This window comes from Variovorax sp. WDL1 (genome assembly GCF_001541225.1).
Classification (GTDB): domain Bacteria; phylum Pseudomonadota; class Gammaproteobacteria; order Burkholderiales; family Burkholderiaceae_C; genus Variovorax.
Window position 1 is genome coordinate 33,652 of sequence record NZ_LMTS01000288.1, and the last position, 16,800, is coordinate 50,451.

General features: G+C 63.9%; 20 protein-coding genes. 7 read left to right on the plus strand and 13 right to left on the minus strand.

The features are described from left to right. Positions 1-27 precede the first annotated feature (27 nt). The 9 genes from APY03_RS34975 to APY03_RS35015 all read right to left on the minus strand — a co-directional run bounded on the left by APY03_RS34975 (position 28) and on the right by APY03_RS35015 (position 5,769). Positions 28-504 (minus strand): hypothetical protein, encoded by a 477-nt coding sequence (locus APY03_RS34975; RefSeq protein ID WP_068684650.1) that lies wholly within the window; start codon positions 502-504, stop codon positions 28-30. Continuing rightward, positions 504-1,019 carry a hypothetical protein gene (locus tag APY03_RS34980; RefSeq protein ID WP_146039640.1) on the minus strand — a complete coding sequence of 172 codons (516 nt, stop codon included), beginning with the start codon at positions 1,017-1,019 and terminating at the stop codon, positions 504-506. Before APY03_RS34980 ends, APY03_RS34975 begins: the two co-directional genes overlap by 1 nt. 15 nt (positions 1,020-1,034) lie before the next feature. Then, on the minus strand, positions 1,035-1,271 hold the full coding sequence (locus tag APY03_RS34985; protein ID WP_068684659.1) for a hypothetical protein: 237 nt from the start codon (positions 1,269-1,271) through the stop codon (positions 1,035-1,037). A 44-nt stretch (positions 1,272-1,315) separates the two neighbouring features. Continuing rightward, a complete protein-coding gene (locus tag APY03_RS34990; RefSeq protein WP_146039641.1) occupies positions 1,316-1,597 on the minus strand; it encodes a hypothetical protein in 282 nt (93 codons plus the stop codon). A gap of 102 nt (positions 1,598-1,699) precedes the next feature. Next, complete coding sequence (locus APY03_RS45430) at positions 1,700-2,206, minus strand: DNA topoisomerase (protein WP_068684664.1); 507 nt, start codon at positions 2,204-2,206, stop codon at positions 1,700-1,702. Then, positions 2,203-3,723, minus strand: coding sequence for a DNA topoisomerase (locus tag APY03_RS35000; RefSeq protein ID WP_068684666.1), 1,521 nt, complete (start codon positions 3,721-3,723; stop codon positions 2,203-2,205). The genes APY03_RS45430 and APY03_RS35000 overlap by 4 nt, the downstream gene beginning before the upstream one ends. A gap of 155 nt (positions 3,724-3,878) precedes the next feature. Then, positions 3,879-4,715, minus strand: coding sequence for a hypothetical protein (locus APY03_RS35005; protein ID WP_068684667.1), 837 nt, complete (start codon positions 4,713-4,715; stop codon positions 3,879-3,881). A 23-nt stretch (positions 4,716-4,738) separates the two neighbouring features. Next, entirely contained in the window at positions 4,739-5,191 is a 453-nt protein-coding gene (locus APY03_RS35010) for a bactofilin family protein (RefSeq protein ID WP_083944774.1), read from the minus strand. Positions 5,192-5,205: 14 nt separating this feature from the next. After that, the gene (locus APY03_RS35015; protein WP_146039642.1) at positions 5,206-5,769 is read right to left on the minus strand and encodes a hypothetical protein; all 564 of its coding nucleotides are present in this window, start codon (positions 5,767-5,769) and stop codon (positions 5,206-5,208) included. A 333-nt stretch (positions 5,770-6,102) separates the two neighbouring features. On the opposite strand from APY03_RS35015, the gene APY03_RS35020 reads away from it, so the two are divergent. The 3 genes from APY03_RS35020 (at position 6,103) to APY03_RS35030 (ending at position 7,808) form a co-directional block, all read left to right on the plus strand. Beyond that, the gene (locus APY03_RS35020) at positions 6,103-6,774 is read left to right on the plus strand and encodes a YcbK family protein (protein ID WP_068684673.1); all 672 of its coding nucleotides are present in this window, start codon (positions 6,103-6,105) and stop codon (positions 6,772-6,774) included. 97 nt (positions 6,775-6,871) lie between these two features. Then, positions 6,872-7,396, plus strand: coding sequence for a hypothetical protein (locus APY03_RS35025; RefSeq protein ID WP_146039643.1), 525 nt, complete (start codon positions 6,872-6,874; stop codon positions 7,394-7,396). A 1-nt stretch (position 7,397) separates the two neighbouring features. After that, the gene (locus tag APY03_RS35030; protein WP_068684676.1) at positions 7,398-7,808 is read left to right on the plus strand and encodes an A1S_2505 family phage non-structural protein; all 411 of its coding nucleotides are present in this window, start codon (positions 7,398-7,400) and stop codon (positions 7,806-7,808) included. Between the two features lie 39 nt (positions 7,809-7,847). Here the strand turns inward: APY03_RS35030 and APY03_RS35035 are convergent, their stop codons facing one another. Continuing rightward, complete coding sequence (locus APY03_RS35035; RefSeq protein ID WP_068684678.1) at positions 7,848-8,390, minus strand: hypothetical protein; 543 nt, start codon at positions 8,388-8,390, stop codon at positions 7,848-7,850. A gap of 274 nt (positions 8,391-8,664) precedes the next feature. On the opposite strand from APY03_RS35035, the gene APY03_RS35040 reads away from it, so the two are divergent. Further along, complete coding sequence (locus APY03_RS35040; RefSeq protein WP_068684681.1) at positions 8,665-8,961, plus strand: hypothetical protein; 297 nt, start codon at positions 8,665-8,667, stop codon at positions 8,959-8,961. Beyond that, positions 8,961-10,655 carry a hypothetical protein gene (locus APY03_RS35045; protein ID WP_068684683.1) on the plus strand — a complete coding sequence of 565 codons (1,695 nt, stop codon included), beginning with the start codon at positions 8,961-8,963 and terminating at the stop codon, positions 10,653-10,655. The genes APY03_RS35040 and APY03_RS35045 overlap by 1 nt, the downstream gene beginning before the upstream one ends. Before the next feature lie 278 nt (positions 10,656-10,933). Here APY03_RS35045 and APY03_RS35050 read toward each other — a convergent pair whose 3' ends face one another. Together APY03_RS35050 and APY03_RS35055 are read right to left on the minus strand one after the other, a co-directional pair. Next, positions 10,934-12,424, minus strand: a complete 1,491-nt coding sequence (locus APY03_RS35050) for a helicase HerA domain-containing protein (RefSeq protein ID WP_068684755.1) — start codon at positions 12,422-12,424, stop codon at positions 10,934-10,936. 110 nt (positions 12,425-12,534) lie between these two features. After that, positions 12,535-13,128, minus strand: a complete 594-nt coding sequence (locus APY03_RS35055; protein ID WP_146039645.1) for an HAD domain-containing protein — start codon at positions 13,126-13,128, stop codon at positions 12,535-12,537. 225 nt (positions 13,129-13,353) lie between these two features. On the opposite strand from APY03_RS35055, the gene APY03_RS35060 reads away from it, so the two are divergent. Then, positions 13,354-14,745, plus strand: coding sequence for a Fic family protein (locus tag APY03_RS35060; protein WP_162487238.1), 1,392 nt, complete (start codon positions 13,354-13,356; stop codon positions 14,743-14,745). A 312-nt stretch (positions 14,746-15,057) separates the two neighbouring features. Here the strand turns inward: APY03_RS35060 and APY03_RS35065 are convergent, their stop codons facing one another. Then, positions 15,058-15,702 (minus strand): TetR/AcrR family transcriptional regulator, encoded by a 645-nt coding sequence (locus APY03_RS35065; RefSeq protein ID WP_083944778.1) that lies wholly within the window; start codon positions 15,700-15,702, stop codon positions 15,058-15,060. A 111-nt stretch (positions 15,703-15,813) separates the two neighbouring features. On the opposite strand from APY03_RS35065, the gene APY03_RS35070 reads away from it, so the two are divergent. After that, positions 15,814-16,791, plus strand: coding sequence for a tripartite tricarboxylate transporter substrate-binding protein (locus tag APY03_RS35070; protein WP_068684692.1), 978 nt, complete (start codon positions 15,814-15,816; stop codon positions 16,789-16,791). The last annotated feature ends 9 nt before the right edge of the window (positions 16,792-16,800 follow it).

The window sequence follows — 16,800 nt, forward strand, 5'->3', positions numbered from 1 at the left end:
CAGCCTTGGGGGTGTCGGAAGTGGGGTTCATTCGGCCATCGATGTCTGGGGTTGCAGGGCCTCGGCGCGTGCGGCCAGAGCGGCGGTATAGCTGTCGAGGGACTGGCGCTCGCGCTCGTAGCCGTCTTCCCTGAATCGCGCGAATACCGTCATGAGGTCGACAACCTTGTCTTCGTTCCAACCGAACAGACGGTCTGCCGCTTGCTGGAAGAGGAGCCCGCGCAGGACACCGACGTCGTCTCCCAGCGGGCGCACCGAGACGGTGAACTCGAAGCCGTCGGCAGCCGGGAAGGCCTGCGCCCCCACCAGCTCCATGTCGAAGTCGCTTTCGATCCCCACGCTCAGTTCGCGAGCGATACGCACGGCCTGCGCGACGACGGCCGGCATAAAAGAGAATTCCTTACCGCCGAAGATCTCGGCCGCAGCGTAGGAAACGCCGCCTGCCATGAACGTGGCCTTGTTGGTGACGGCGAGATTGATCAGAAGGCGTTCGACCGAGACCATCAGAAGGCCATCGGACGGTTTGCGACCTCTTCTTCGGGGCCGAAGTCCAGGTCACCCTGGATCATTTGCATGAGGCTCATGGCCAGGCGTCCAGTTGTGACCGGGTCGTCGCCGCGAGCGATTTCCTCTTGGGTCTGGGGCAGAGCGACCTCGTTGTCGACGATGGTCGAGTTCTGATTGCGGATGCGCTCGAGGGCCGCGGCCGGATCCACCAGGATCGCCTGCTGCACCGAGCGCCAGTCCATGTCCGGCGCGCAGATGTTGCAGCATTCCTCGAAGGAGAGGATGCCCTTGTTGCTTGCAACCCAGTCGCGGCCCACCTCGAGCTCCTCGACGGCGAGGTTCCTGTTGAGGAAGCGCTCGCCGCGATTGACCTTCTGGAGCAGCACCATGTCCTCGATGCTCGATCGAATGAGGCTGGCGGCAAGCTTGCGCTCGCCCTCGGTGGCGAAGTGATACAGCTCGATGTCGTCGAGCACGACGGGGTTGTCCCAACCTACACACGGCCTAGTCATGATGAGCTCCTGCGCCTACAGCTTCTTCGGGGGAAAGGGGAAACGCAGGCGCGGGACCTGCGGCACTACGAAGCGCGAGGGGTCGCGCTTCAACTCGCGCAACAGCCGCGCATAGCGCTGATCGAAGGACGCACCGTCGATCTGGGCGGTCACGCATGCCGTGGCTTTCGGCTCACCCCGCACGATGGTCGCGTGGAACAGAGCCCGGAGATCATCAGGCAGCTGCTCGACGCGCGCCAGGACCCGACCCATCCGGCTCACCGAGGTTTGAGTTGCAACGGCCCCACGCATACCAATTAGCCTCGCGGAGCGTTGCCGGTGTCGGCTTCGTGCGCAGCCTGGGGTGCCTGGCGCAGGACCGGCACTTGGGCTCGCCACTCGGCGCTGGCTTCGAGGAGATCAGCGCGCGCGGGCGCGCTGCCGGCCGAGTAGACGGCCAGGACGCTCTTGACCTTCTCGACGGTGACGCCGACGCCCACCGCGATGCGATCGAGGAGCTTGTTGAGCTGGGCGGCCCGTTCCGGCGATGGAGCGATGCCGTTCATCGTCATCGCCACGCCTCCCAAAAGTGCTGTCATCTGATGTTCCCTACCTTGTTGCGAGAAATTGAAGTTCATAAACTGGCTCTCCGTTCAAATTGTGCCGTGACGCTTACACGAACAAACGGATTTTCATCGGAGTCATCTGCGAGCGCCATCTGTTGGCAAAACGCCACGCGAGGCGAACGCTTCGGCGAGCAACCTTTTCACCATTTCCGATATCTTTTGTTTTAGAAGCTCGGAATTCGCCCGTCCCTCTGCGACGTCGGCGAGTGCAAGCTCCCACAGCGCGGTCATCGAGACGCTCTTGAGCGAGTCCGGCAACTGGCTCAGCAGATGCGAGCCGAAGTCGGTGATGTGAAGCTGGTGCTTCTTGCCCTTCTTCACACGGCGGATCAGGTCGCGGTCCAGGTGGTTCGTGATGATCGTGCCGCGCGTGCGCGATGTGCCGATGCCCTGCACGCGCTTGAGCATCTCGCGCTCCCGGTCGTTGCGCCCGAACTTGTGGGCCGACAACATGTCGTCCATCAGCTCGTCTTCCGTGTACGGGTTCGGCGGGCTCGTGCGCTTCGATTCAATCTTCGCGCTCACCGCGTACATCACGGCGCCAGTCTGGTAACCGGCGAACTTGTCAGTGGGGTCGCTCATCGAATCCTTTGCACTTCGCCTCGCACTTCGCCGTCGCCGGTTGCGCCAGCTTCCGCCTCTGCGCTCGACTCGCCGTCAGCTTCGACTTCCTTCCAGCCCCTGCGGATCTCCTGCTTCTGGCTTGCCCGGAACTCGTCCTGGCCGAACCGCCCGATCAGCGAATGCTGCTTGTAGACGTAGTCCGGGTAGAACTGGGCCATGAACCGTTTGGCGATCGTGCGGAAGACCGCCTGCTCGTTCCGGTTGGCATTGCTGTTCGGCAGGCCCACCGGGACGATCGCGAAGTGCTCGTCGAGCTTCGCGTCGTTGAAGGCGGCACCCTTGATCTCCATGTGCGCGCCCTGGGCCTGGCCGGGGAAGAGCTTCGCCAGCTGGCCCATCACCTTGCGAGCGTCGGCGTGCATGGATTCGGGCAGGAACCGGCAGTCGGTACCAACGTATGAGATCGCCTTCGACTTGTAGAGGTTCTGAGCTGCATCGGTCACCTCGTCCAGGGTCATGCCATGCTGGCGGGCCGCCTCGGCCTGGAGCGCTCCGAGAGAGAACGGCAGCGGAGGCTTCTCGCTGTGCTCTTTCGCAGTCGCCTGCACGCAGGTGCCCTTCAGGCCTCCGGTGATCGCGCGGACGATCTGCTTGGCCACCTGCTCGTCGATGATCCGGCCTTCCAGGTCGAAGCCGGGCGTGCCGGCAGCCTCTTCCCGCTTGTGCCAGCGCATGACCGTGCCATCGCGAAGGGTGATCACGGGAATGAAGTAGTCCGTCGGCTTGAAGTTCTCGATGGCGCGGCGCCGAGCGTCCACCATCTCCAACACGGGGGTCTGCACCCGGCCGACGCCGACGTTCGACTTGCGCAGGAGCGCCTGATAGGCCATCGAGGGGTTCAGGCCCCAGACCCAGTCCAGGTACTGGCGCACCCGCGCCGCCTCGCCGCGGTTCGCCCACTTGGGGGCGCCATTGCGGTCGAAAGGCTTCTTGAGGGTCTCGGCGATGTCCTCAGCCCGGTTGGACACCAGCTCGACGCGGAAGACGTTCGGGCCTGCCGGGTCGATCCCGAAGTGCTCGAGGAGCTCGTCCACGATGAGCTGGCCTTCTCGGTCCGTGTCGCCCGCGTTCATGACCTTGATGCCGCGGCGCAGGAACTTCTTGGCCACGATGTAGGGCCCGAATGGCTTCCCGGCGCCAGCCGACTTCCCCTTGGCGCCCTTCTTCTCGTCGGTGCGCGGGTGGGTGATCAGCTTGGGGGGAAGGACAGGCAGGAAATCCTTGTACCGGTCGAACGCCCGCTCTTCCTCGAGCTTGGCCATCTCAGGGGACAGGTACTCGGAAACCCGCGCCGTGGTGAGCAAGTGCCCGGCCAAGGGCAGCACCACGTGGCCGTTGCTGATGACGAAATAGCCATCACGCGAAGCCGTTGCCTCGTTCGTGCAGGAGACGCCGTAGGCGAGCTTCATGCCCGCGACCAGATCCTTGGCCGCCGAAGGCTTCTCCGCTATCCATACGACTTGTTCGCCTGCCATTGCGTGCTACTTGCTTCTTGCGTTTGTTACGTTTGTGGCGATAGTAGCGCACGAAGCTAATCACATCGCGGAATGATGTGGTTTTGGTGTTGCTTTCGTGCGTCCCCAGCGTCGAGTCGTGAAGAGGACCGTCGGGATCGGGCGAGGGCCCCAAGCTATTGCTTGAGCACGATTCGCCTCTTGCTGGTAATGATCTCGCCAATGCGCGGATCGACGCTGATGAGCTTCTCGCCGCTGGGGAAGCTGTCGCCGATGGCAACCCGCCTCCCGCTCTTGAAGGTCACTCCGCCGGCGAGCACCTCGGCCAGGCCGGCCTCTTCCTTTGTCACACGCTCAGTCGGCCCGTTGGTTCCAGCAACCGGTACAGGTGCGGCCACCTGCACCACGGGGTCTCGGCGTTCGGGCGAGTCGACCGGCGGCTTGGCACGCGCCGCCGCAGCTCGTGCTTCGGCCTGTTCGCGCTCCCTTCGCTGCTGCGCTTCCTGTGCCGCCCTGGCAAGCTTCTGCTCATGCTCGAGCTTCGCCCGCTCTGCCTTGGACTTCCGTTCCGCCTCCTCGGCTGCAGCCTTGCGCGCATCAGCGGCCTTCCGCTCGGCCGCTGCCTGCTCGGCCGCACGCGCTGCATTCGCCGCGAGGGCGGCATCGTCTGCGGTTGTGGGCTGGACCTTCGCGACCGGCGCAGCTGGGAGCGCCTGTGGGACGACCGGCGAAGGGTCTGTAACCGCTGGCAGCTGCCTTGCCTCGTCTTTTGGCCGCGGTTCAGTTGCCCGCGGAGGCTCCTCCAGCGAAACGAGCGCATCGACATCCCGCCCAGGCGCAACCGCCCGGGTCAGCGCCTCGACCTGCTGCAGCCGAGCGGCGTCGTCCTTTGCGGCTTGCAGCTGCTTCCAGAGCGGAACGCCGGCAGCCGAGCCTCCGGCCGTCGCGCCCAAGAGGAACGCCGAGGCGAGCCACGCCCAAGCCGTGAACCGAACGCGGTTGACGACGCTCATCGCCCCTGGAGTATTCGTCGCCATCAGCCTGCCCCGGTGCCCAGCATCGACTTGATGACGCTGGAATTCAGCTTCGCGCCCATCGGGATGTTGAACAGGGGCGCACGGATGACCGCATGGATGTCCGCGCCGTCACCGATCTGCAGGTCCTCACTCGCGATGAGCAGCGCGCTGTCCTTGGCCGCCTTGGCAGGATCGCCCACCTTGCCGGCAACTGCGATCCGCTCGGCTGTCAGGCGCCCGCTGAAGTGAGAGCCGGGGGCGATGATCACAGTGCCCTTCGCGCATTCCAGCGTTCCACGGAACGTCCCATAGATGACCACGCCACAGTCGAGCTTCAGGTGCCCGTCGAACACGGCCTTCGGGGGGATCACCATGCCGATCGCGTGCTCCTCGATGGACAGGCGCAACGTTGAGACGGCTTGCTCCGCATCCGGGTGAGCGGATGCATGGGCGCTGAGGGGTGCTGGATTCATGACGGGGTGATGATTTAGTTCGCGTCTTCGCGCACGAGAACGCTTGCGGAGGACGTCCGGTAGATCCGGCGACCTGGATCGGTCTGGAGAAGGAGCTCCCCATTGGGTAGGGCCTTGCCGAGCTGCACGCGCAAGGGCCGGCCGGCTGCGTCCTTCAGGGCGATCGTGACCCCGTCCGCTTCGACCTGAACGACCTTCCACGCGGGCAGCGTCGCGGTCCGTCGCTGTTCGACGGCCGATGACCCGAGGTGGATCTGCAGGAGCGAGCCGAACGCGAACGCCGCGATCGTGCAAGCGACGGCCAGCACCACCACCGTGCGCATGCGAATCCGGGAGGCGATCGAATTTGCGTTGAGAGCCGCCGTGTCGGCTGATTCGGTCCCGAAACGGATCCAGGGAACGCCCTTTGCGGAGATCACAGGCCCGGCGAAGCCTGGCAGCTCGATCACGTCCGCGCGAAGCAGCGCCCGCGTCCAGTCGACCGACGTTACGGCCTGCCCGCGCGATGGCACGCTCGCCCGACCGGTGCGTGCGATCCCCGTAGCTGAGGGGCGACCCTCAGGTGTGTCCGTCTTCAATGCTTTTTCCCCAGAATCGGTGCGAACAAGCTCTGATGCTGCGTTCGCGACTCCAACCACGTTTGCGGCTTGGTATTGTTGCGGAGATAATAGCATCGCATTAATTATTCGAGCAACGCCGCTTTAACATGAATTCCCGGAAGAAGCGCACACGCATTCCCCGCCCTTCCTTGCGCGAAGCGTCCGACCAGGCCGAGCTCGCCGCTCTAGTCCACTCACCCGAGCCATCCGCCAAAGTCGCGGACGAAGCGCTGCAGGGGTACCAAGTCGATGCTGTCGCCTGACCCGTACGTTCAACTGGAAGGGGCGGCCTCTTCGGGTCTACCTGAACCGATGACCCGCCGAGCGGCCCTTCGTGGTCTTGGCGGCCTGGGCCTCGGGACCATCCTCCTGCTGCAGGAGCCCGGCGTCGCACACGCCCAGGCGATCGCCGCCGCCGCAGGCGCCCTCCCCTCAGCGGCTCAACGCGACGAGTTCTGGACGCGCGATAGAACCGTCTGGGTCCGGCGCACTTCCACTGGCGAGGTCATCAAGAGCACGTACTGGCGCAACGGCCAGCTTGTCCAGAGCGAGTACGAGCGCCTGTGCTGGTTCGCGCGGGACACGACGCTCGAACGCCTCATCCGCGAGAACAGTCCTCACATTCGCAAGGCGCTCGATTCGGGACGGTTCACCAGGGAGCAGGTTTCCCAGTGGACCATGATGAACCCGATCATCTTCGACGTGCACTACGCCATCACGAGCTGGCTCGGGTGGTTCAACATGGCCAGGCCGATCGATTGGACGAGCGCCTTCAGGCACCCCATCACCAACGCCATCACCGAAGGCTCGGCACGCGACAGCTGGCACATGCGCGGCGGAGCAGTAGATGCCCGGATCCCCGGCGTACCCATCGAGCAGTTCGGTCGCTTCGCCCAGTGGCTCGGCGCCGGCGGCGTCGGCGTCTACGTGGGGAAATCATTCACCCACACCGATTCGGGGCGGGTGCGGAGCTGGCGGTCTTGAGGGTCATTCAGGCCGCGCGAATTGAAGAAATCGCCAAGAGACGCCACCTATTGAGAACAGAGCAATGTCGCTCGCGAACCCCGGGGAACGTCCCATCTTGAAACTCAGCAAACTCTTTCTCAGCGCGATCTGTATCGCCCTTCCTCTTGCCGTCCTCGCGGCTGACAACCCACCCCGCCAGGTTGAGCTCACGCTTTCCGTCTTGACGCCCGGCCGGGCAACCGCGACGGAGACGACCGCAGCTTCACTTGGACAAAATACAAGGATTGGCGGCAAGGCTCGTCAGTTCGTTGCGCGGGCGAGATGGGACGCCCAAGGTCGAGCGGTCGAAGAGAAAGAGACCCTGTACGAAGGACTCTCGCTCCTCATCACGCCGACTGCCGTTTTGGACGATCGAGTAGTTGTTTCCGTGTCGGCAGAGCTTCTTGACCTTGTCGCGATGCGCCAAGAAACGGTGCAAGGATCACGGGTCGAGTTGCCAGTAACGCGCATGAACGAGGCATCACTCGGGAACCTCGTCCTGAAGTACGGCGAGCTCACGCCAGTTTCATTGTTCAATTTGGGCTCGGCGGGCGGTCGCGTCGTCCATCTCCAAGCCAAGCCACTTCCGGCGCAGCCATAACGTGCCGGTCTTCGTCTTCGGCAGCAACACGGCGGGCAGGCACGGAAAGGGTGCTGCCCTCTTCGCGCGCCAACAGCACGGCGCAATACACGGCCAAGGCGAAGGCCTGCAAGGCAATGCCTACGCAATCCCCACGAAAGGCCAGCGGCCCGATCGTTCGCTCTTCACGCTTCCGCTGGAGCAGATCCGAGCCGGCGTCGACCGCTTTCTCGCCTTTGCAGCGAGCAGGCCGGACATTCAGTTTGAGGTGACGCCCATCGGCTGCGGGCTGGCCGGCTACAAGCACGCCGAGATCGCACCGATGTTCGAAGACGCTCCCGCGAACTGCCATCTGCCGGCCGAGTTCTTGACGTTTGGCAGCGTGGTAGCTGATCGCATCGCCGCCCCTGCTATTCGGTTCCCGCGCCGATGACGTCGGGCAACGAAAACGTAGGTGCCTTCGACTAGATCCTCAGACGGGCACGAAAATCTCTGGTGTGCCGAGATCCCGCAGCGCCGAGATTGCGTCCGTAAGTGGATGCCCCGTCAGCTGTGCCGTAGCGGCATCCAAGATATCGGACGCCGTCGATGCATCACCAAGCTCCAACAAGGCCCACATTTGCCGCGCATGCGGCAGCACGGCAACGCAGGTTAGCGCGCGCAAGGACATGATCCAAATCGGCATGCCGCTCGCAATGCGCTGATTGAGGGGGCTGGTTGAAGCGTTTGCCTGCTTCTGCAGGTGCTGCATGCGCATGCTCAGCATCGAGATTCGGCCGGAGACAGCGGAGGGGACATTTTGCCGAGACTGCATATGCTTGAGGGCCGTCGCGAATGTAGGATCTCCCTCGCTCTTCCCATCGATTGCCATAAAGGCCAGCGCCATCGTCGCTGCCGCCCTAAGGTCACCAAGCTCGCGTGGCCCCAGCGATCGCACGACGGCAAGGACCTTCTCCGCGTCGCCGATGGCCGCTTTTTCTCCAGCCGAGCTCAAGAGTTTCTTGATGAAGCCCACAGTTCCTCTTCCTTCCTTGTTGCGTTCACTGCCGCCATGCGCTGGCTTCCAGAATTCTTGCACGCATCGCGTAGGTCCCCGTCCCACCACCGGCAGCCCGATCGCTCGCCTGTAGCAAAGTGTCGCGAAGTCGACGTCCATTCGACCGCGGGAGTCCTCAACGTGAAGCGCTGGGGCAACCTCAAAAACATCTCCCGCGAATCTCGCGTTCCCGCCTAGCATCGCCCGATCGCTCCCGCCCGCGAGGGGGGGTGCTTTACCAATGCGAGGCCCCATGACCCAACCCGAATCCCCTGAGATCGCTATCGTTCGCCTGGGCGAAGGCGAGGCTGCCCAGTTCGCCATCGGCGCCCTGCCCCGTGCGGGCCGGCTCCCCTTCAGCAAGGTCGAGGTGCACGCCACCCACCTGACCGTCACCGGCCAGGACGGCACCACCGAGGAACTGGGATCGGATGCCGAGCCGCTCGCCCCTGCAGTGATCGAGCAGCTCCTCTCCGACGAAGGCCTGGTCTTCGCCGAACTGGACGAGGACACCGGCGCTCCCGTGTCCACCGAGCGCATGAAGGGTTGATGCTCGTGAATGCAGGAGAACTGACGCCGGCGCCGGCCGCAGATGTCGAGGTCCGTGGCAAGAGCTCCAAGCTCTTCAAGGCCGCAGCCTTGTTCGCCTCCGGGGTCGCGGCGACGGCCGCCATGATGGGCCCGGGTGCCCACAAGATTGCGGACGTGATCGGAGACATGCAGGCGCGCGGCCACCAAGCGAAGCAGGTCGCACCCGCGGCCTTTGCGGCCACTGCCGCACAAACCAGCGCGACCACCACGGTCCACGCGGCGCCCGTCATGCACGAGACCGACCGGGTCCGCGTTGAGATCCTGAGCAGACCGGTTCCTTCGGACACGCGAGCCGCGGCCGAGATGGCCCGCGCGGTACCGCTGCCCACAGACGCGAAGGTGGAGATGCCATCGGCCGAGCAGACCGCCGTGCTCGCCTATGGTCAGTTCGCACCGATCGCTACCCGCGTGTTCAACAACGGCACGAAGCAGAACGAGACGCACTGGACCTTGCATCCATGGGACGTGGCGCGCCTGGCCGACCAGGCCTCGGCCGAGCTCTACAAGGAACGGCGCATCCGCGTCGAGCCACGCCTCATCGCAGGTGCCTACTACACGGAAAGCCGCGGCGTCGTGCAGGTCGGGTTCGATCGCAAAGGTGTCGAGCTGCTCAACAAGGGCAAGTCGATCGATGAAGTTTTCAGGAGCGGGGCCAAGGCCAGCTACGGCCTGTTCCAGATCGACCAGCAGCACGCCGGCGCCACCGACGTGGACCCGGTGCGCGGCGCCAAGAAGGCTGCCGAGTTCCTCTCCGAAGGCCAGGCAAACATGAAGCGCTACCCCCGCCTGGGCATGGTCGCTGTCTCCGCCACCTACAACGTCAGCAGCAACCTGCGGGAGAAGATCTTCGCGGGCGCGCCGCTCGACGAACAGGAGACCAGGTCATTCGAAGCCGTGCAGAACCATGCGGCCAACATGTCCTACGGTGCCGCGCTCTACGACGTCGCGCACCGCACGCACCAGCAGCACCTGGCGCAGGCCCAGAAGCTCGGACAGCCGATCGCCGTGGCTGCCCACGCCGCGACGCGTGCCGATCCGCTGGCGAGAGAGCGAGTCGACGCCGTGATGGCGCTGACGGGTCGCAAGTTCCAGGAGCCGGCGGCCCAGTCCAACGCACCTGTCGAACAGATGGCGCAGACCAACTCGGTCCCGACGGCGCTCGTGGCCACGGTCATTGCGCCGACACCCGCACCGGCCGTGAAGGCAGCAGCGCCAGCGCCCTCACCTGTGGCGGCCGCAGCGCGGGCACCGACGAATACGGCGGCTCAGGCCCCGGCAGCGACCGAGGCGCCCGCGAAGGCCGCGGCGACCAAGCCGTCGTTGCGAGAGGCCATGAAAGTGGCCGCTGCCGCCCCGACCCACAGCAAGCCCGACCGAGCGGCACCGGTTCGCCGGTCCACCGAGGCGGCAGCGCCCCGAACCGTCTCCTCGACGCAGGACCTGGACCGATTCATCCTGGAAGGTGCAGCACGCGAAGCACGCGCCGCAGCGCCGGAGCGCGCGATCGTGGTCCCATCACCAGATCGCGCGCGAGCCGCCTTCAATGGCTCGGTCAACGATTGGAAGGAGAGCGCAGCGTCGGTGCTGGGCCGCGTCGCCGCCTTCCACGAGCAGCGCACGCGCGAGATGGCAGGCCAGCGCGAGGCCCCGTAGCGGACCCTCGTTGTTGCGCTCATTGTTTCGCTGCGCAACAAAGTCCGCAACAAGACGGAGTTCGCGAACCGGCGCCGCCTGGATGAAGCGGGCCTCCGTCATCGTCGCCAAAGGCGGCATTGCCGAAGAGATCACGCCCCCGTTGGGCTCTTTGTTGCGTTTATTGCTGCTCCGCGCAACAAACAGCGAAACAATCTCCAGCGGTGTGGGCCCTCTTTGTTGCGCTCATTGTTTCGCTGCGCAACACAGCCCGCAACAATACGGCCGCCCGCCCGGAACTACCCCGAGACGCGAACCAGCTTGAACTGCGGTGCCTGCTCGCCGCGCACCGAAGTCTGAATGGCCGCCACCTTGCCGGGAACGACCGCGTTCAGCACTTCCTTGTCGATGCGCATCTTCCGCACGGTGCCATCGAAGTAGAGCGAGTCCAGGCCCAGCAGGATCTTGGTGCCGCAGTTGGCCAGGAAGTCCTCGGAGAAGTGCGTCGGGCTTTGGCTCGCAGCGATCAGGGCCACCCCGAATTTGCGAGCCTCCTTGGCCAACCTGTCGAGAATATTGGTGTCCTTGTCGGCGAAGAATTGGTGGGCTTCGTCGACCACGATCACGTCCCGCAGCTCGGCAGCGCCCTTCACAATTCCGCGTTCGCGCGCATGCTCGAAGATCTCGGTGAGCCGGGTCCAGACAAACATCTTCTGCTCGGTACCGGATAGCGCCGTGAGGTTGTAGCGCCACACCGGCGCTGCCTCATCGAAGGGAGGCTCGGCGCTGCGATAGATTCCGCTGGCCACGATGGTCTCAAGCCGATTCACGATCGAGCGGACGGTCTCCATTGTGTCGAACCGTATGAGCGCATCGAGTTCCTTGCCGGTGGCGATGCCGGCCACGTACTCGCTGAATGACTCGATCACGCCATCCACGCCCTGCTCGACCTCGCGACGCGCCTCTTCCACATCCTCGCCATTGCCCAGGCCGGCGCCGAACTTCCGCGCCTTCGCCTGCCATGACACAACGCGCTTGTTGTGCTCTTCCAGAAGGCGCGTCGACTTGGTTCCGCCACCGACGGTCAGGTTTCGCAGACGTGTCTTGGCGAACGCGGCCGCCTCTGCGAGCGAGGGATAGTGCTTGCCGAACCGCTTCTGCGAGTAGCGTTCAAGAGGCCCCTCGTGCCGATCTGTCCACCAGCAACGCGCTTCGCGATCGAACTGCAGCGTGAGACCGGCGGCGCGGGCGGCTTCCTTCGCGCTGTCCTTCGCCTCGAACGGGATGTCGAGGTAAATGCGGCCTTCGCCCGGCGGGAGATCGCCGTGCTCTTCGTGCCAGGTCGACGCATCGTCAGCGCGAAAGCCGTGCATTGCGTAGAGGTCCTGCAGCAGGTTTCGCAGCGAGGCCCCCTGCCGGTCGCCCATCGGCGTGCGGCTGGAGTCGTTCACCATCTCGATGAAAGCCTGGATTCGCTTTCGCACGCCACCGTAGTGCGGGTTGGACGAGATCTTCAGTGGGTTGATGCCATATGGCGTCGACTCGGAGAAGATGACGGTGGAGGAGTCGTCCAGCTCGAGGTCCCCGTGCACATCCATCAGATGCACGCGAATGTTGCGCTGGGCGCGGGTGATCTGGCGAACGATCCGGCGAAGAGTGAACGTCTTCCCGCTGCCGGACTTGCCGGCCAGAAGCATGTGCCCGTTGACGGCGTCCGCCTCGGACCAGGCCACCGGCACCTGCTGGCCGCGCTGGAGCAGTGGATCGTCGAAGCCGAAGATGATTCGCATGACCGCAGGTGATGCCGCGGCTTCCACAGCCTGAACCGGCTGAATCACGGAAGGCCGCGGCGCGAGCGCGCCATCGGAGACCGCGGAGATCGCCACTGGGAGCGCCGCCCTCAGAACTTCGAGGTCGGCCCGGCGCCGTGCTCGGGCGCCACACGCTCACTTCGGGCCGCATCCAGCATGGCAGCCAGTCGGCCGCGCGTTTGAGGGACCGACAAGCCCTGATTCGGGTCCGAAAGGAGAAGCCGGGCGGCCACGCCCTCGTCGCTGGCGAAGAATTCCGGCCGGTCGTCGATCACCACGATCTCGTCCAGCGTCAGTTCTGCCAAGTGGGCTTCGCGACGGGACTCATTGACCCAATCCAGCGATTGCCGAATGAACTCAGGCGCAGGGGCGCCCAGGTCCACGAAGTAGCCTGGCGGCTGGATGACGCGATCGCTCAGCTCGCCCAGCAGATGCGCCAACGTTGCCTGGTCAAACTTCCTGCGCCAGGTCGAGTGCACGAGGATCGCCACGTCGGGCCGGTCGACCAGCACGTCGACCAGGTGGCCCAGCCAAATGAGGCGGCCCTGGGCCTTCATCTGCACCGCAAGGAGCGGACCGCTCGTGGGGCCGCTCGCGACATGGATCGCATCGGAGGCCCGGTGCAGAACGCCGTCGAAGTCCAGGCAGAGAATGGTTTGGCAGTAAGACTGAATCGGCGGCATGATCATTTTCTATTCGTTCGCAGAATTGTAGCTATACGGACGGATTATCTCGACACACGCCCGTATCGAACAGAATGTTTCAGCGCCAGGTAGGAGGCCGGCCCGCCACATTGTTGCGCTCATTGTTGCTCGGCGCAACAATGCTCGAAATAATCGCACGCAGAAGAAGTGTGTTTTCGTAGCATGTCCCTTTCACGGACGAAGGAAGGCGACCACGAAATGCACATGGATCTGAAGCACATCACCGACCTGCACAAGCGGGAGCTGGCGTACCACATCGGCATGGCCGGCGCCAACGACGGCATCTCCATCGGCGAGCTGATGGAAAAGTGCTCGACGGTTCAGGACGCGGATGTCGGGCTCGAGCGTACCGCCGTGTGGCGCCGGCTCAAGCAGTTGAGCCAGGAAGGCCTCGTGCAGCTGATCGACGCCGGCAGCCGGCGCAGCGCCTTCTACATTCCCACGGATGCTCTGCGCAGGGCCGCGCTGCACATGCATCTCTCCAGCGATTCGCAGTCGCGGCCCCATGTCGCCTACGACCGCGGCCTGCTGGACGGCTACGTCCCCAACGAGACCCGGTATCTCCGCTCCGCCGAGCTGGAAGGCCTCCAGCTGGCATGCGCGCCTGGCACCCTGGAACGCGGAGAGCGTCAGGACCGGGACATGCGCCGTTTCATGAGCGACCTCTCCTACGCTTCGAGTCGCCTGGAAGGTGTCGACTACGGGCACCTCGCCACGAAGAGCTTTTTCGAAGAGGACACGCCCATCAGCAACATGGCGCCGGTCGACCGGAAGGTGCTCATGAATCATTTCCAGGCGGCCAAGTTCATCATCGAAGGCATCCACCAGCCGACACGCGAAGGGGACGTGGGCATCAATGAGCATGACATCCGCAGCATCCACGCGATTCTGTCGAGTGGCTTGCTCACCAACCCGATGCATCAGGGAGCGATGCGCAACACGGCGGTGAAGATCGGCTCGAGCAGCTACATCCCTCCGGTCATCCCCGACGAGATCAAGCGGCTCTTCAGCCAGGTCGTGCAGAAAGCTTCCGAGATCAAGAACCCGTACGAGCAATCCCTGTTCCTGCTGGTTCACCTGCCCTACTTGCAGCCCTTCCACGACTGCAACAAGCGCGTCGCGCGCCTGTGCACCAACGTCCCGCTCCTGCGCAACGGCATCCTTCCGATCAGCTGGCTGGACGTCAACAAGGACGACATGGAGGTAGGCCTGGCCGCGGTCTACGAGCAACGCGATCCCCGGATCCTGGCCGAGGTGTATGTGCAGGCCTGCCATCGGTCCTTCGAGAGCTTCACGATCACCCAGGCGGCGCGCGATCCGGACGAGATCGACCTGCGCTACGACAACCAGCTGCGCCAGGTCATTCGCGCCGTGGTGTTGGAGAATGGCGCCATCACCGCCCCGTCGAGCGTCGATCCCTCCGATACGTCAGGGTTCATCGATCGCGTCACAGAGCTCGTGGGCGCCTGCCTCGGCAACCCCTTCGTCGGGGCCGCATACGGCCTGAGGCTGCCGGATATCGAGCGGTTCGCCGCGGCCCGAGAGGCGGACAGCGCAGTTTCGGACGAAACGCCGCGCATGGCGGAAATCACCTAATGACCTGTGGCTGCGGAACGCCAGTGGACGACCGCTTTCCAGCAATCATGACGTCCGCTGTAAGCCCGGTTTTGGCCCATAGCCAACATAGGCTTTTCCCGAAAGCTCAGCACGGCAGCGACAGTAGTACACGTCAGATGCCAGCATCAGGTCGTTCGGAGTTCTGCTCCGCGCTCACAGCGGTCGTTGCTTTTAGCTCGATATAGAACGAACTTCTGCCCCCCTCACGTCGAAGCTGGTAGCCTGGCACCACGCGCGCCGATCAGGTTCCGTTCTGGTTTCACCGATGTCCTGGCGAAGGGCCAAAAAAGGTCATTGCCTTGCGTGCGCCACAGTTGAGCGCTTAGACAGCAGGCGCGGGGCTGCCGCTCGAGATACGGGCTCACTCCGTTCTCGTGCGAGGAGGGTTTCGCTCAACATCATCATGACGCGTTCGAACGGCCCCGGGTCATTCAACGCGCGGGTGAGAACGAGGGCCCCCTGAATGCGTAACACCGCATCCTCGGCGCGGAGTTGAGCCTCCTCGACCCCAACCCCACTCTCCTCGATAACTCCCGCGAAGGCAGCGACCCATTTCTGGAAGATCCTCTGGATTCCGGGGCCCAACTCTCCCTCGTTGCACGTCAGGGCCAAGAGCGCAACAAAGCAAGTGGTGCTTCCGCCCTTGTAGTGTTCCCACAGGTGCTCAAGAACGTCACGCAAGCGTTCCTGGGGCGGCAGATCCCCGCGCAAGCGACTCAAGATCTGCTCGTCGAAGGCATATTCGGTTTGCTCGAATACCGCATGCAGCATCTCATCCTTTCCGTTCGGGAAGTGGTGATAGAGGCTTGCTCGGCCCAGGCCGGTCTGCTCAGCGATGCGGGTCAAGGTTGCACCCTCATAGCCAAATCTGCGAAAGACCTCACGCAGGTCTCGCACCACCTCAGCTCGGCTTCGCCGTTCTCGCATCTCTTTCATGCAGGGATTATGACCGAACGTTCGGTACGGGTAAATCCCGGTTCGTCCCGAACGTTCGGTACAGTAAATTTCCTGCACCGGCGACACCGACCGCAAATCAGGAGAAACAGCATGTCCTCTCGCAGAGAATTCCTTGCCCAAACAAGCGTTGCGACCACGCTCGCAGCCTTCGCCGCACCGCTGCTCGCGCAGGGAACCAAACCGCTCCGGTTAGTCATCGGCTTCCCGGCGGGTGTCCTTACTGACAACGTCGCCCGGCTGATCGCTGACGGGATGAAGGGCGCCTATCCGGCCGGAACGATCGTCGAAAACAAAACAGGTGCTGGAGGACGGATTGCCGCGGAGTTTGTGAAGCGAGCCGATGCAGACGGTTCCACCTTGCTGCTGACCCCGCTCTTTACGTTCACGCTTTATCCCCACGTCTACCGCAACTTGTCGTATGACCCACTGAAGGATTTCAAGCCCGTTGCCGCAGTTGCATCTTTCGACTACGCGCTCACCGTAGGCCCGTCCGTCCCCAATAGCGTGAAGACCCTTCCCGAGTTCATCCAGTGGTGCCGCGAAGACGAGAAGCGAAACCAGTACGGAATCCCCGCTGCAGGATCCACGCCCCAGTTCATTGGAGACCTCCTCGCTGGTGCAACTGGCGTGCCGTTTTCGGCGGTCGCGTACAAGGGGGGAGCGCCGCTGCTGCAAGACCTGATTGGCGGCCAGATCCCGGCCATCATCGATCCGCTGCCGAACGCGTTCGAGTACCACAAGGCAGGACGCTTGCGGGTGCTTACCGTGTTTTCCGAACGCCGGTCCCCGTTGTTGCCGGACATTCCCGCGATCGGTGAGTACAAGATGGGGCAACTCGCTGCCCGCGAGTTGTTCGGCGTTTTTGTACCAGCCACAGTCTCAGACAGCCACGTGGCAACGCTTCGCACGCAGCTTGCAGCATCGGTCGACAACTCGAAGGGCGGCTTTGCCCGCATGCTGGTAAATGCGGAGTCGATGGGTACCTCCGATCTAACTGCCTTCACGCAGAAGGAGACCGAGCGCTGGAAATCGGTGGTGCTAGCGTCCGGATTCAAGGCCGTGGACTAGGACGCAATA

What these genes read in the sequence shown, in the direction of transcription:
- APY03_RS35060 (WP_162487238.1), top strand. Translation starts at nt 13,354, where the DNA reads ATGGATCTGAAGCACATCACCGACCTGCACAAGCGGGAGCTGGCGTAC.
- APY03_RS35065 (WP_083944778.1), bottom strand. Translation starts at nt 15,702, where the DNA reads ATGAAAGAGATGCGAGAACGGCGAAGCCGAGCTGAGGTGGTGCGAGAC.
- APY03_RS34975 (WP_068684650.1), bottom strand. Translation starts at nt 504, where the DNA reads ATGGTCTCGGTCGAACGCCTTCTGATCAATCTCGCCGTCACCAACAAG.
- APY03_RS34985 (WP_068684659.1), bottom strand. Translation starts at nt 1,271, where the DNA reads ATGGGTCGGGTCCTGGCGCGCGTCGAGCAGCTGCCTGATGATCTCCGG.
- APY03_RS35050 (WP_068684755.1), bottom strand. Translation starts at nt 12,424, where the DNA reads ATGCGAATCATCTTCGGCTTCGACGATCCACTGCTCCAGCGCGGCCAG.
- APY03_RS45430 (WP_068684664.1), bottom strand. Translation starts at nt 2,206, where the DNA reads ATGAGCGACCCCACTGACAAGTTCGCCGGTTACCAGACTGGCGCCGTG.
- APY03_RS35070 (WP_068684692.1), top strand. Translation starts at nt 15,814, where the DNA reads ATGTCCTCTCGCAGAGAATTCCTTGCCCAAACAAGCGTTGCGACCACG.
- APY03_RS34990 (WP_146039641.1), bottom strand. Translation starts at nt 1,597, where the DNA reads ATGACAGCACTTTTGGGAGGCGTGGCGATGACGATGAACGGCATCGCT.
- APY03_RS35045 (WP_068684683.1), top strand. Translation starts at nt 8,961, where the DNA reads ATGCTCGTGAATGCAGGAGAACTGACGCCGGCGCCGGCCGCAGATGTC.
- APY03_RS35010 (WP_083944774.1), bottom strand. Translation starts at nt 5,191, where the DNA reads ATGAATCCAGCACCCCTCAGCGCCCATGCATCCGCTCACCCGGATGCG.
- APY03_RS35055 (WP_146039645.1), bottom strand. Translation starts at nt 13,128, where the DNA reads ATGCCGCCGATTCAGTCTTACTGCCAAACCATTCTCTGCCTGGACTTC.
- APY03_RS34980 (WP_146039640.1), bottom strand. Translation starts at nt 1,019, where the DNA reads ATGACTAGGCCGTGTGTAGGTTGGGACAACCCCGTCGTGCTCGACGAC.
- APY03_RS35005 (WP_068684667.1), bottom strand. Translation starts at nt 4,715, where the DNA reads ATGAGCGTCGTCAACCGCGTTCGGTTCACGGCTTGGGCGTGGCTCGCC.
- APY03_RS35000 (WP_068684666.1), bottom strand. Translation starts at nt 3,723, where the DNA reads ATGGCAGGCGAACAAGTCGTATGGATAGCGGAGAAGCCTTCGGCGGCC.
- APY03_RS35020 (WP_068684673.1), top strand. Translation starts at nt 6,103, where the DNA reads ATGACCCGCCGAGCGGCCCTTCGTGGTCTTGGCGGCCTGGGCCTCGGG.
- APY03_RS35040 (WP_068684681.1), top strand. Translation starts at nt 8,665, where the DNA reads ATGACCCAACCCGAATCCCCTGAGATCGCTATCGTTCGCCTGGGCGAA.